This window comes from Actinoplanes nipponensis (genome assembly GCF_016862275.1).
Lineage (GTDB): Bacteria > Actinomycetota > Actinomycetes > Mycobacteriales > Micromonosporaceae > Actinoplanes > Actinoplanes nipponensis.
Genome location: NZ_BOMQ01000103.1, coordinates 1 through 13,442, shown reverse-complemented (window position 1 = coordinate 13,442; position 13,442 = coordinate 1). Strand labels below are relative to the sequence as shown.

The following is a 13,442-nucleotide window of genomic DNA, read 5'->3' as shown; positions in this document are numbered from 1 at the left end:
ACCGAGCGCCGCGCCCGGGGGGACGCGGCGGCTCGATCCGCTAGACCTTCTTCCGGTACGCCCGCAGCGCCAGCGGCATGAACACCACCACGAAGCCGGCACACCAGGCCAGCGTCCACCACACGTGGTTGCCGAGCGGCGAGCCAAGGAACAGTCCCCGTACCGCCCCGACCAGGTGGGTCAGCGGGTTGACGTCGACGAAGCCCTGCATCCAGCCGGGCAGCGTGCTGGTTCCCACGAACACGTTGGACGCGAAGCTCAGCGGCATGATCAGCGCGAACATCAGGCCCTGGACCGCGCCCGGGGTGCGGACCTTCATCGACACGTAGACCGGCAGCCAGCTCAGGCACAGCGCGAACAGCACCGCCAGCGCGCAGCCGGCCACCGCGCTCAGCGGGTCGGTGGTGATCCGGAAGCCCATCACGTAGCCGATGGCCAGGGTGGAGAGCGTGACGATGACGTACCGGACGATGTCGCCGAGGACCGCGCCGAGCAGCGGCGCCGACCGGGGCACGGGCAGCGAGCGGAAGCGGTCGAAGATGCCCTTGGCCAGGTCGGTGTTGAGGTTGACGCCGATCGCGATGCAGCCGGTCGCGATGGTCTGGGCGAGGATGCCGGGCAGCAGGAACTGCAGGTAGTCGTGGGTGGAGCCGGCGACCGCGCCGCCGAACACGTAGACGAAGATGATCAGGAACAGCACCGGTTGGAGCGTGACGTCGATGAGCGCCTCGGGCGTCCGGGCCGTCTTGATCAGGCTGCGTTTGGCGAGCGCGAGGGAGTGCCGCAGGAGGCGGAACGGTCGCGGGTTCGGGGTCACCGCCGCCGGCATCACCGGGTGGCTGGTCCGGGGCGTGCTGAGCGTCGTGGTCATGCCGCCACCTCTTCCTTGATCGTGGTGGTGGTGGTGGTGGTCGTGTCGTCGTCGGACGCGGTGCGACCGGTGAGGGTGAAGAAGACCTCGTCGAGGCTGGGCAGGTGCAGGGCCAGCTCGGTGACCGCGACCCCGGCGGCGGCGAGCCGGGCGACGGCCTCGGTCATCGCCGTGTCGTCGGCGACCGGGACGGCCAGCATGCCCTTGCGGATCTCGTCGGCCTCGGCGCCGGCCGACACCTCGGCGAGGATGGCCGCGGTGAGCGGGAGCTGGGCCGGGTCGGCGGGGCGCACCGAGAGGGTCTGACCGCCGACCACCCGCTTGAGTCCCTCGGGGGTGTCGTGCGCGATGACCCGGCCGTGGTCGATCACCGTGATCTCGTCGGCCAGCGCGTCCGCCTCCTCCAGGTACTGGGTGGTCAGCAGCACCGTCGAGCCGGCGGTGACCAGCGAGCGGACCACGTCCCACATGTCCTCGCGCTTGGCCGGGTCCAGGCCGGTCGTCGGCTCGTCCAGGAAGATCACGTCGGGCGAGCCGACCAGGCTCGCGGCCAGGTCGAGGCGCCGGCGCATGCCGCCGGAGTAGGTCTTGGCCTGCCGCCCGGCCGCGTCGGTCAGGTCGAACCACTCGAGCAGCTCGGCGGCCCGCCGGCGGGCGCCGGCCCGGCCCAGGTCGAGCAGCGTGCCGAACAGCTCCAGGTTCTGCCGGCCGGTCAGGTCCTCGTCGACCGAGGCGTACTGGCCGGTCAGGCCGATCACCTGGCGGACCCGCTCGGCGTCGCGGACCACGTCGAAGCCGGAGATCCGGGCGTGGCCGGCGTCGGGGGTGAGCAGGGTGGAGAGGATGCGGACGGCGGTGGTCTTGCCCGCGCCGTTGGGGCCGAGAACGCCGAGCACGGTCCCCCGGGGCACGGCGAGGTCGACGCCCTGCAGGGCCTTCGTCGACCCGAAGTGCTTGACGAGGCCCTCGGCCTCGATCACCAGTTCAGCTGTCATGCCCCCACGATGCGCGCGGCCGCTGACACGGCACCGACACGGCGCCTACATGCCGCGCTTGTCGAGCTGACGCTGGATGATGCTCCAGTACCGGCCGGGCGCGACCCGGGCCAGCACGTCGGCCAGCTTGGCCACCCGGGTGATCACCAGGCGGGGCTTGCGGTCCCGGACGGCCGCCACGATCTGCCGGGCCGCCTCCTCGGGCGGCAGGGTCAGCGCCTTGCGGGTGAACTCGGCGTTCTGCGCGGCCTGCTTGCCGTCCAGGTCCGGCCCGCTGAGCCGGGCGTTGGTGGCGATGTTGGTCCGGACGCCCCCGGGGTGCACCACCGTCACCCCGACCCGGCCGGCCAGCTCGTGCCGCAGCGCCTCGGAGAAGCCGCGGACGCCGTACTTGCTGGTCACGTAGGCGACCTGGGTCGGGGGCGCGACCAGGCCGAAGAGGCTGGAGATGTTCACCACGTGGGCGCCGGGGCGGCTCAGCAGCTGCGGCAGGAAAGCCTTGGTCGTGCGGATCACGGCGTGCAGGTTGATCTCCAGCAGCCAGTCGAAGTCCTTCATGCTGACCTGCTCGAACGTGCCGCTCAGGGCCACCCCGGCGTTGTTGACCAGCAGGTCGGCGCCGCCGTGGCGCTCCGCGACCGCGGCCGCCAGGTCGAGCCGGTCGCCGCCGTCGGAGAGGTCCAGCACGTGCGTGCTGACGTCCTGGGCGCCCAGCTCGCGGGCCAGGGCGGCGACCCGCTCCAGGCCCTCGGCGTCGCGATCGACCAGCGCCAGCCCGGCCCGGCGCCGGGCCAGGTCGAGGGTGAGCGCGGCCCCGATGCCGCTGGCGGCGCCGGTGACGACACACGTACGCCCGGCGAAGGCGAAACGTTCCACGATCATTCTCCCAACCTGGTCCGGGCGAACATCATGTCACCGTCGTCGATCCGGCTCAGTCGCATCCGGGGCAGATCGAGCAGATAGTTGTTGAGCATCCGCCACCGGCGGCGGTCGCTCTGCCGGGGCAGCACCGCGGCGGCCCGCCGGACGTAGCCGGAGGAGAGGTTCATCAACGGCTCGCCGGTGTCGTGCGCCGACGCGGGCAGCCGCGGGGTGGCGACGTCGATCCGGTGCCGGTCCAGATAGTTGAGCAGCCGGCAGACGTACGAGGAGGTGAGGTCGGCGCGCAGGGTCCAGGAGGCGTTGGTGTAGCCGACGCACCAGGCCAGGTTGGGCACCCCGTCGAACATCATTCCCTTGTAGACGTGCAGGTCGGCGGAGCGGGCCGGCCGCCCGTCGACGCTCAGCGCGATCTCGCCGAACGCCACCATGGTCAGCCCGGTGGCGGTGACGATCACGTCGGCGTCGAGCTGCCGGCCGTCGGTCAGCCGGATGCCGTCCGGGGTGAACGCGTCGATCGTCGCCGTGACCACCGACGCCCGCCCGGCGCGCATCGCGGCGAAGAAGTCGCCGTCCGGCACGACGCAGAGCCGCTGGTCCCACGGGTCGTAGCGGGGCCGGAAGTGCGGATCCACCGGCACCTCCGGGGGCAGCTGCTTGGCCACCCCGTCGCGCAGCAGCTGGGACACCCGCCCCGGCCAGCGCCGCGACGCCTGGTAGAGACCCCAGGTCAGCACCACGTTGCGGGCCCGGACCACGTGCGGGCCGACCCGGCGGGCCGCGTCCTCGCGGGCGGGCACGGAGAGCAGGTAGCTGGGGGAGCGCTGGAGCATCGTCACGTGGGCGGCCCGCTCGGCCAGCGCGGGCACCAGCGTCACGGCGGTCGCCCCGCTGCCGATCACCACCACCCGCCGACCCGCGTAGTCGAGCGCCGCCGGCCAGCGCTGCGGGTGCACGACCTCGCCGGTGAAGCTCTCCCGGCCCGGGAACTCGGCCTCGTAGCCGCTCTCGTAGCGGTAGTAGCCGGTGCAGAGGTAGAGGAACGAGCACGTCCACTCCTCGCCGGTGGCGGTGCGTACCGTCCAGCGGGCCGTGGCCGTCGACCAGGACGCGCTGACCACCCGCCGGCCGTAGTGGATGTGGTCGTCGATGCCGTACGCGGCGGCGGTGTCGCGCAGGTATTCGAGGATGGTCTCCCCGGTGGCGATCGACGTCGGCTGCCGCCACGGCCGGAACGGATAGCCCAGGGTGAACATGTCGGAGTCGGAGCGGACGCCGGGATAACGGAACAGGTCCCACGTCCCGCCGCTGGACTCGCGTCCCTCGAGGATGGCGTAGCTGCGCCCCGGGCACTCGGTCTGCAACCGGTAGGCCGCGCCGATCCCGGACAGGCCCGCGCCGATGACCAGGACGTCCCTGTGCTCGCTCATCCGCCGATTATCCGGCCCGGCGGTCCACACCGGGCTCCTGACGCACGCACAGCCCGGCCACAGCCCGCGTGGTCACGCTGCTGACAGGACCCGTTCAGCAGAGGGAGACCCGTACCGATGACTGTTCACGACCGCGCCGACGACCGCACGGTGATCGACGTGTATCCGGTGGCCGCGCATCCGCCGGCCCTCGCGCCCGGCGGCCCGCCCGAGTGGACGCCGCCGCTGTCCGCCGGCGCCGGTGACAACGGGGACCCGCCGCCCGGCGCCAACCGGCACCGGGCGAAGCTCGTGGTGGCCGGGATCGTCGTCGCGGCGGTGGCGGCGACGGCCGGGATCACCGCGGCGGTGGCCGGCGCGGACGACGGTGGCGGGGCCGCGGCGGCGAGCGGACCGGCCGGCGCGGCCGGGCCGGGCTTCGCGGGCGGTCCGGGTCCCGGCGGCGGCCGGGGTGGCGGTCCCGGTGGTGGCGGCGGTACGGCGGCAGCGCTGCACGGCACGTACGTGGTGTCGGACGGCAGCGGCAACTACGTCACCCAGCAAACTCAGACCGGCACGGTGTCCGAGGTCAGCCCGGGCGCGATCACCGTCAAGAGCGCGGACGGCTTCAGTGGGACGTACGTGGTCGGCAGCGCGACCACGGTCGACAACGGCGCCGACCGGATCGCCGACGTGCGGGCTGGGCACACCGTCCGGGTAGTGGCGAGCGTCTCGGGCGACACCGCGACGGCGACGACCGTGATCGACACCGACCTGGCCACCACCGGCGAGCCGGGCGGCACCCAGCCGGGCGGTGGCTTTCCGGACGGCATGACCCAGGGCGACACGGGGCAGGGCGGCACGGGGCAGGGCGGCGCGGTCACCGGCACCTGACCGGCGCCGACCCGTCGGGGCCGGTACGCCGGTCCTGCGGTCGGCGACGCTGTTCCGCGTACCGGAAAAAGAGGTCAGCGGATCAGGCGCGCGGCCTTCGCGGTCTTGCGGGCGGCCGTGCGCCGCGCCGTCTGGGTGCCCTCGTCCGGTTGCTCCGGCGGCGGGTCGGCCGCGGCGGACCGCCGCGGCGCCCGGGCGGCCGTGGAACCCGCGCGGTCCTTCTCCTTCTCGCGGCGGACCAGATCGGCCAGCACTTCCCGGTCGTACTTGCTCTCGGCGGCCTTGGCCCGGGTGCGGGCCCGCGCCGCCTTCGCGACGGCCTTCTTGCGTTCCTTGGCCAGCTCCGCGCGGCGCTTGGCGGCGGCCTTGAGCGACCGCTTGAGCCGGTCCCTCTCCTCGGCGGCCCGGTGCAGGGCCTGCCGCTGTTGTTCGGTGAGGTGGGCGATGGTCTCGAGCTGGTGGTCGATGTCGCTCACCGCGGCCTCGGCCCTGGTGGCAGCGGCATCGGCGGCGCCGGCCTTGTCACGGCGACGGTCCAGCGGTCGGGCGGTCGTGGTCACAGCTATCACTCCCATCCGGTCTTCCCTCCGACGTACCCGGACGGGCGCCCGGCAATCGTCAGGCCGGGGCGTCTTCGGCGGTGACCGGGCCGGCGGCCTCGCGGGCCCGGCGCCGCCGGATGTGCCGCATGTGCAGCCAGACGTACGCGCCGACCGCGATGACGCCCACCCCGATCGCCCAGAACTTGTACCGGTGCAGCTGGTCGATGATCTCGACCAGGTGGGTGCCCAGCAGGTACGAGATCGTGCACCACCAGCCCACCCAGAGCGCCGCGCCGATCGCGTTGTAGATCAGGAAGGTGCGCCAGGGCATCGCCGTGATGCCGGCGATCACGCCGTTGAGCTGGCGCAGGCCGTCGATGAAGCGGGCCACCACGACGATCCGGTTGCCCCGGCGGGCGAAGAACTTCTCGGCTCGTTCGAGGCGGGCCGGCGTGATGAAGATGTACTTGCCGAACCGGTGCACGGCCCGGCGGCCGCCGCGGACCCCGATCCAGTAGCCGACGTTGTCGCCGAGCACGGCGGCGATGAACGAGATGGCGGCGACGGCGAAGATGTCCAGCCGGCCCCAGCTCGAGTAGATCGCCGCGGCGACCATGATCGTCTGACCGGGCGCCGGGACGCCGAAGCTCTCCACGCCGATGACGCCGGCCACGGCCAGATAGCCCCAGCGGTCGAGGATGGGCGCCACGCTGTGCAGGAAGCTGGGCAGGTCGTCGGCGGGGGGCATGGGCTGAGCAGTCTCCCGTCGTCGCTGGCGGGGCCTGGCGACCCCGGCCCCAACGGTATCCACCCGCGCGGATCGCAAACGTGGGGGTGCCCCTGACGATCCCTCGTCGGGGCACCCCGCGTCCTGCTCGCACCAGTAATACAACCGGGCCGCAACTAGTTCTGCGGTGGCGTGTCCTCCGGGCTGCTGCCCCAGGTCAGGCTGGGTGTGGGGGCCAACGTCCAGGTGAGCGCGGCGCCGTCGGCGAGGGTGGACGCGGGCAGCCATCCCCGGGTGGCCGTTTTCCCGTTGACCGTCAGTTCCCGCACGTAGATTGACTTGTCATCCGCCCGTGGCGCCGTGATTTTCAGCTGCCGCCCGTTGGCCAGCCGGACCTCCGCCCGGGGGAACAGCGGGCTGGTGAGGATCAGCTCCGCCCGGGTGGGCACGGTCGGGTAGAGGCCCAGGGCGGAGAAGACGTACCAGGCGCTCATCGTGCCCGCGTCGTCGTTGCCTGGGATGCCGCCCGTGGAGTTGCCCCACCGGCCGTCGATGATCGCCCGGACCGTCTCCTGAGTCTTGTAGGCGGCGCCCAGATAGTTGTAGAGGTACGGCGTCTGGATGTCGGGCTCGTTGGTGGCGTCGAACCGGGTGCTGCGGGTGGCGCCCAGGTCGAAGGTGCCGTCCGGGTTGCGGAAGAACGCGTCCAGCCGCTCGGCCGCCGCCTCGTTCCCGCCCATCGCCGCGGCCAGGCCGACCACGTCGGAGTAGACCATCCAGGTGTACTGCGCGCTGCTGCCCTCGACGAAGCCGGCGCCGGTCGACGGGCTGAATCCTTCGGCCCAGTGCCCGTCGGCGTAGCGGTCGCGCATCCAGCCCACGGCCCCGCCGTCGGCGGGCACCGGGGTGGGCACGGCCGGGTCGGCCAGCTCCAGCTCGGCCAGCTGCACGATCGGGGCGCCGCCGTTGGCGTCCACCGAGAGCCGGTGATAGCTGTACGGCCGCGGGTCGGCCACCGTGAACTCCAGCGTCTGGCCGCGCCCGGTGAAGCCCTGCCCGGTCCGCGTGTCGAGGGTGGTCCAGGTGCTGCCGTCCGCCGAGCCCTGCAGCCGCCAGTCCCGCGGGTCCCGCGCCGGCACGTCGTTCGCCGAGGTCAGCGCGTACTTCTCGACGGTCACCGGGGCCGCCGTGCGGGCCTGCACCCAGCCGGTGGCCGCGAAGGCCAGCCACTTGGTCCCCTTGTCGCCGTCGAAGGCCCGGCCCTTCGCCTCGCCGGGCGGGTTGTCGGCGCTCGCGGTGACCTCGGTGATCCGCTCGCGGATGCTGTGGGCCAGGCCCGGGTCGGCCCGCGCGGCCGGGTCGAAGACGTGGCGCCAGTTGTGCGAGCGGGCCAGGAACTCGCGGCGCCGGGCGTCGTCGCCCAGCGCCCCGGCCAGCTGGGCGATCCCGTAGTCGGCTGCGGCGTCCTCCAGGGTCTCGGCCGCGCCGCCCCAGCAGTGACAGTCGTCGGCCGGTATGTAACCCAGCGTCAGGTACTTGTCGAGCGACGGCCGCTGCCCGACGCACTCGACGTTGCAGCCCGCGTCGCTCGAGTCGTTCGCGCTCGGTACGGTCGCCGCCCGCACCAGCGACTCGTACGCGCCCCGCACGTCGAAGTCGCGGGCCCCGAAGGCGTACATGCCGGCCACCGCGGCCGCCGACGGGTCGCCGGACATCACCGCCGTCTTGCCGTGCTGCAGCAGCCAGCGGTCCCACTCGCCGTCACGCTGGGTGGCGTACGTGTACAGCGACTGCGCGAAGTCACTGGCCATCCTCGGGTCCAGCAGCGCCAGCAGCTGCACCTGGGCGCGGTAGACGTCCCAGCCGGAGAAGGTGCCGTACTGCGCCTGCTGGCCGGGGGACAGCGTGTGGACGGCGTCGTCGGCGCCGTGGTACCGGCCGTCCACGTCGCTGGTCAGCGTCGGTTCGAGCATCGCGTGGTAGAGCGCGGTGTAGAACGTGGTCTGCTGGTCCGGGGTGCCGCCACCGATGCCGATCTTCTTGAGCCGCCGCGACCACGCGCTGCGGGCCGCGGCCCGGATCGCCGCGAAGCTCAGCCGCGCGGGTGACTCGGCGGCGAGGTTGGCCTCGGCGCCGGCCAGGCTCACGTACGAGATCGCCACCCGCATGCCGACGCTGGTCGTGCCCGGGGCGAAGGTCACGTAGCCGCCGGAGCCCCGGCCGGGGTTGGGCCGCCCGGTGCTGCTGTAGCCGCTGCCGCCGGCGGCGTCGGTGCCGCCCGGCTGCAGAGTGGTGTCCGTCCAGGTGCCGGTGGCGGCGAAGGGCTGGTCGAGGTGCGCGGTGAAGTGCAGCGTGTAGTACGCGTGCGAGTTGTTCGTGCTCTGCGGGCCGCAGAAGTTGCCGGCGCGCACCGAGCCGCTCACCGTCCGGGTGGCCGGGTCGATGTGCACGGTGGCTGCCTCGCTGCCGGTCTCCGACATCGAGGTGCGGAACAGCAGCGACGCCGGCCGGTCGGCCGGGAAGGTGAACGTGCCGAACCCGGTCCGCGGGGTCACGGTGAGCTCCGCGCCGGCGCCGCTGTCCAGGCCGACCTTGTACCAGCCGGGCTGGGCGGCCTCGTTGGCGTGCGAGAACGTGCTGGCGAAGATCGCGTCCGTGGCGTCGGCCGTCGGCGAGCCGGTGATCTCCCCGACGTGAGGCAGGACCGGGATGTCGCCGTTCGCGCCGGAGCAGCCGACCCCGCTGAGATGGGTCAGGCTCAGTCCCCGGATCCGGGTCGCCGTGTACTGGTAGCCGCCCGGGGCGGGGGTGGCGAGCTGGTTGCCGCGCGAGGTCTGCGGGCTCCAGGCGAGCATGCCGAACGGCGTGACCGCGCCGGGATAGGTGTTGCCGAGGTTGGTGGTGCCGATGAACGGGTTCACGTACGCCGCGGGCTCCGCGATCAGTGGTGGTGGCGGCGCCGCCTGGGCCGACGCGCCGATCGGCACGGTCAGGACCACCCCGGCGAGCACGGCCACGGTACGGGATCCGAGCATGCGCAGCCCCCTGCTGACATCGATGTCATAACCCTGTCGGAGGTCAGCCTGTATCGATCACATCCGATGTGTCAACCCGCCCGCGCGATTCCTCGGGGCCTGTGGACAACCTGTGGACAGCCCCGCGTCAGGCCGCCGGCTGGTCCTTGGTCAGGTGGGCCAGCCAGCTCGTGCCGTCGGTGTGGATCAGGGCGTACCGGCGCGCGGCAACGCGGCCGTGCAGCGTGAACAGCAGGCGCCGCTCGTTGCTGTCCTCCTCCTGCCACCAGCCGATGTCCGCGATGAACTTGTCGGCGTCGGTGTAGGTGAGGTGGTCCAGGGCGTGATCCGGCACCGCGATGGCCAGCCGGTTGCGGGCCGGGTCGGTGGGCAGCCCGCGGGGCAGGGCCCAGGACCGCAGCACCCCGTCCTGCTCCAGCCGCAGGTCGAAATGGGGGCGCGGCTTGCGGTGGTCGTGCAGGACGAAGGCTGGTCCGGGCGCGGCGTCCATGGGCACCGATTGAACTACATCCGGCCGAGATCCGTTCCCCTCTTCGGGATGTCCCGGAGGAGGGCCAAGTTTTGTCTGGTTCGGTACGTGAAGCACTCGCTGTTCGTTTTCGTCGTGCTCCGCAGCCGGAGGCGCCGGAGACCACGGCGCCCGCGGCCACCGCGGAGCCGGAGGCGACGGCCGGCGCCGAGCCGATCGAGGCCGAACCGGCCGGTCAACGCGGTCGCCTGCGGCAGGTCGCGGGCCATGCGCTGACCGTGTCGGCCGTCCTGCTGGTCTTCGCCGCGCTGATCCTGCCGAACGTGCTGAGCCGGCTGGAGCGCCCCGGCACCTACCTGCGGCTCCCGATCGAGGGTTTCGTGGCCATCGGGCTCGTCCTGCTGCTGCCCGGGCGGTGGAAGCGGATCGCCGCGGGCATCCTGGGCGCCGGTCTCGCGCTGATCACCATCGAGAAGATCACCGACATGGGCTTCCACGCGACCCTGTCGCGCCCGTTCGACCCGGTCCTGGACTGGGTGCTGCTCGACGACGCCCAGTCCTTCCTCGAGGACTCGGCCGGCCGGGCCGGCGCGATCGGCGCACTGATCGGCGTGATCGTTCTCGTGCTGGCGGTCCTGACCCTGCTGAGCCTGGCCGCGATCCGGATCACCAAGGTCGCCGACCGGCACCGCCGCGCCGGCTACGGCACCGCCCTGACCGGCACGGCCGTGTGGGTGGTGCTGCTCCTGCTGGGCGCGCAGACCTTCAACAGCATCCCGGTGGCCGCCCGCAGCTCGGCGACCTACGTCTGGGACCGGGCCGGCATGGTCAAGGCCGGCCTGCGGGACGAGAAGGCGTTCGAGCGGCTCGCCGCCACCGACGCGTTCGCCGGCACCCCCGGTGACCAGCTGCTCACCGGCCTGCGGGGCAAGGACGTCATGGTCTTCTTCGTGGAGAGCTACGGCCGGTCGGCGATCGAGGACCCGGTGCTCAACCCGGGCACCACGGAGGTGCTGGCCGAGGGCACGGCGACGCTGAAGAAGGCCGGCTACGTGACCCGCAGCGGCTGGCTGGGCTCGCCCACGGCCGGCGGCGGCAGCTGGCTGGCCCACTCCACGCTGCTGAGCGGGCTCTGGATCGACAAGCAGAACCGCTACCGCAACCTGACCTCGAGCAACCGGCTGACCCTGACCAGCGCCTTCAAGCGGGCCGGCTTCGACACCATGAGTGTCATGCCGGGCGCCACCCGGGCCTGGCCGGAGGGCAACTTCTACGGCTACGACAAGGTCTACGACTCCCGCAACACCGGCTACCAGGGCCCGGCCTTCAGCTGGGCGCCGCAGCCGGACCAGTACACCCTGAGCTGGTTCCAGAAGAACGTGCACGGCCCGGCGCACGACCCGATGTTCGTCGAGATGCCGCTGGTCTCCAGCCACACGCCGTGGGCGCCGCTGCCGCAGTTCATCGACTGGGACGACGTCGGCGACGGGTCGGTCTACAAGCAGATCCAGCAGGACGGCAAGAAGGTCAAGGCGGTCTGGCGGGACCCGGTCAAGCTGCGGCACGAGTACGCCCGCTCGATCCAGTACACGCTGACCACCCTGGTCTCCTGGTTGGAGCTCTACGGCGACCAGAACACCGTGATGGTCTTCCTCGGCGACCACCAGCCGTCCCCGATGGTCGTGGGCGACGGCGCCAGCCGCGACGTGCCGATCACCATCCTGGCCAAGGACCGCGGCGTGATGGCCAGGACCGCGGACTGGGGCTGGACCGACGGGATCAAGCCGGACCCGAAGGCGCCGGTGTGGAAGATGGACGAGTTCCGCGACCGGTTCCTGACCACGTTCGGCCCGTCGGGCGACGTCAGCCGGGTCCTGGCGCCGCCGAAGCGCTGAGCCCGATCCCGGCCGTGATTGGGAATCGGGCCGCCTGGGTATCAGGGGGCCGGCGGACAAGCCGCCGACGAACGGAGCCCCCCATGTTGATCCTCGGTCTCATCCTCCTGCTGTTGGGTATCTTCCTCAACGTCTCGATCCTCTACACGATCGGTGCCGTGCTGCTGGTCGTGGGCGCCGTGCTGTGGATCCTGGGCGCCGTCGGCCGTCCGGTCGGTGGCCGAAAAGTCTGGTTCTGATCCGCACCAGTCCTTGAAGAGCGCCCGCCGTCCGGCGGGCGCTTTTTCATGCCTCCAGCACGGCCCAGCCATGGGCGGGCAGCACCACGACGGTCCCGGCCGACCCGGGCCGGCGCAGCTCCGCGCGGCCGTGCAACACCGATTTCCCGTACGGCACGGGCAGCTCGGCGGGCCCGGCGCCGACGCTCAGGGCCACGATGAGCCGCCGGTCGCCGTCCGAGGCCGCGTAGGCGAACTGCTCGTTGGTCAGGTGCACCGGCTCGGTCCGGGCGTGGTGCAGCCACGGGTGCCGCCGGCGCAACCCGATCAGCTCCTGGTGCAGGTGGTAGAGCGGCCACCCGTACGGGGCCAGGCCGGCCGGCTCGGCGGGGAACGCGGGCCGGACCGCATCGTCGCCGTGCTCCCGGTCCTCCTTGACGCCCTGGAAGCCCTGCTCGTCGCCGGCGTAGATGGACGGCGTGCCGCCCAGGGTGCACAGCAGCGCCAGCGCGAGCGGCACGTGCCGCTCGTCGGTGAGCTTGCTGGCCAGCCGGGTCACGTCGTGGTTGCCGACGAAGGTCTGCGGCACGAAGGTGTCCAGGAAGCCGTTGTGCCGTTCCAGCGCCCAGCTCAGCTCGAAGAAGTTGGCCGCGTTGAGCGCGCTCCAGATCGCTTTCCACAGCTCGTACTGGGTCACCGAGTCCATGGTGGACTGCTCGACGAACTGCGCGTAGTCGCCGTGGATGACCTCGCCGACCAGGTACGCGCCGGGGAACTCGGCCCGGACCCGGGGGAGCACGGTGGCCCAGAAGCCGGCCGGGACCGCGTAGGCGGCGTCGAGCCGCCAGCCGTCGGCGCCGCGCCGCAGCCAGTGCGTCATCACCTCGGTCACGTAGTCGGCGACGGCCGGCTCGGCGTGGTTGAGCCCGACCAGCGCGCCGTGTCCCTCGAAGGTGGCGTACTCCGGCTCGCCCCCGCCGTCGGGCCAGGTGAGCCGGAACCACGAGGCCGTCGGCGCGTCCCGGCCCTGGGCGAGCACGTCCTGGAAGGCGGCGTGTCCGCGTCCGACGTGGTTGAACACGCCGTCCAGCAGGACCCGCAGCCCGCGGTCATGCGCGGCGGCGACCAACGCGTCGAAGGCGGCGTCGTCGCCCAGGCGCGGGTCGATGCGGAGGTGGTCGGTCGTGTCGTAGCCGTGCGTCTCGGCCGCGAACACCGGCCCGAGCAGGAGGCCGGAGGCGCCGAGCTCGACGGCGTAGTCGAGCCAGGCGGTGATCCGGGTCAGCCCGCCGTTCTCCCGGCCCTCCGGGTAGGCGCCGGTGAACCCGAGCGGATAGACCTGCCACCACACCGCGTGTTCGACCCAATTCGGCTCTCGCACAGCCGCACTCCTCACCGTCGACGGGTACGCAGAAACGCCGGCCCGAACCGGGCCGGCGTTCAGTCTGCGGGTTGCTCAGATGGTCTCGCTGGCGAGCTGCGTGCGCAGCTTCGTCAGGGCCTTGGTG

General features: G+C 72.4%; 12 protein-coding genes. 3 read left to right on the top strand and 9 right to left on the bottom strand.

Annotated elements, in window-relative coordinates:
- Positions 1–40: 40 nt before the first annotated feature.
- From Ani05nite_RS40000 to Ani05nite_RS39985, 4 genes are read right to left on the bottom strand one after another with little or no spacing between them, the layout of a single operon-like run.
- Positions 41–871, bottom strand: a complete 831-nt coding sequence (locus Ani05nite_RS40000) for an ABC transporter permease (RefSeq protein ID WP_203777307.1) — start codon at positions 869–871, stop codon at positions 41–43.
- Complete coding sequence (locus tag Ani05nite_RS39995) at positions 868–1,866, bottom strand: ATP-binding cassette domain-containing protein (RefSeq protein WP_203777305.1); 999 nt, start codon at positions 1,864–1,866, stop codon at positions 868–870. Before Ani05nite_RS39995 ends, Ani05nite_RS40000 begins: the two co-directional genes overlap by 4 nt.
- Before the next feature lie 45 nt (positions 1,867–1,911).
- Positions 1,912–2,748 carry an SDR family NAD(P)-dependent oxidoreductase gene (locus Ani05nite_RS39990; RefSeq protein WP_239131095.1) on the bottom strand — a complete coding sequence of 279 codons (837 nt, stop codon included), beginning with the start codon at positions 2,746–2,748 and terminating at the stop codon, positions 1,912–1,914.
- Entirely contained in the window at positions 2,745–4,175 is a 1,431-nt protein-coding gene (locus Ani05nite_RS39985) for a flavin-containing monooxygenase (protein WP_203777303.1), read from the bottom strand. Before Ani05nite_RS39985 ends, Ani05nite_RS39990 begins: the two co-directional genes overlap by 4 nt.
- Positions 4,176–4,292: 117 nt before the next feature.
- Here Ani05nite_RS39985 and Ani05nite_RS39980 point away from each other — a divergent pair, with 117 nt between their 5' ends.
- Entirely contained in the window at positions 4,293–5,048 is a 756-nt protein-coding gene (locus Ani05nite_RS39980) for a hypothetical protein (protein WP_203777301.1), read from the top strand.
- A gap of 74 nt (positions 5,049–5,122) precedes the next feature.
- On the opposite strand, the gene Ani05nite_RS39975 is transcribed toward Ani05nite_RS39980, so the two are convergent.
- From Ani05nite_RS39975 to Ani05nite_RS39960, 4 genes are all read right to left on the bottom strand, one after another.
- A complete protein-coding gene (locus Ani05nite_RS39975) occupies positions 5,123–5,608 on the bottom strand; it encodes a hypothetical protein (protein ID WP_203777299.1) in 486 nt (161 codons plus the stop codon).
- A gap of 58 nt (positions 5,609–5,666) precedes the next feature.
- Positions 5,667–6,338 carry a DedA family protein gene (locus tag Ani05nite_RS39970; protein ID WP_203777297.1) on the bottom strand — a complete coding sequence of 224 codons (672 nt, stop codon included), beginning with the start codon at positions 6,336–6,338 and terminating at the stop codon, positions 5,667–5,669.
- 155 nt (positions 6,339–6,493) lie between these two features.
- On the bottom strand, positions 6,494–9,352 hold the full coding sequence (locus tag Ani05nite_RS39965; RefSeq protein WP_203777295.1) for a GH92 family glycosyl hydrolase: 2,859 nt from the start codon (positions 9,350–9,352) through the stop codon (positions 6,494–6,496).
- A gap of 127 nt (positions 9,353–9,479) precedes the next feature.
- Positions 9,480–9,842 carry a DNA polymerase ligase N-terminal domain-containing protein gene (locus tag Ani05nite_RS39960; RefSeq protein ID WP_203777293.1) on the bottom strand — a complete coding sequence of 121 codons (363 nt, stop codon included), beginning with the start codon at positions 9,840–9,842 and terminating at the stop codon, positions 9,480–9,482.
- A 71-nt stretch (positions 9,843–9,913) separates the two neighbouring features.
- Between Ani05nite_RS39960 and Ani05nite_RS39955 the strand changes: the two genes are divergently transcribed.
- Positions 9,914–11,716 carry a sulfatase-like hydrolase/transferase gene (locus Ani05nite_RS39955; RefSeq protein ID WP_239131094.1) on the top strand — a complete coding sequence of 601 codons (1,803 nt, stop codon included), beginning with the start codon at positions 9,914–9,916 and terminating at the stop codon, positions 11,714–11,716.
- Positions 11,717–11,799: 83 nt separating this feature from the next.
- Positions 11,800–11,955 carry a hypothetical protein gene (locus tag Ani05nite_RS39950; protein ID WP_203777291.1) on the top strand — a complete coding sequence of 52 codons (156 nt, stop codon included), beginning with the start codon at positions 11,800–11,802 and terminating at the stop codon, positions 11,953–11,955.
- A 46-nt stretch (positions 11,956–12,001) separates the two neighbouring features.
- Here Ani05nite_RS39950 and Ani05nite_RS39945 read toward each other — a convergent pair whose 3' ends face one another.
- A complete protein-coding gene (locus tag Ani05nite_RS39945; RefSeq protein WP_203777289.1) occupies positions 12,002–13,315 on the bottom strand; it encodes an alpha-amylase family protein in 1,314 nt (437 codons plus the stop codon).
- Between the last annotated feature and the right edge of the window lie 127 nt (positions 13,316–13,442).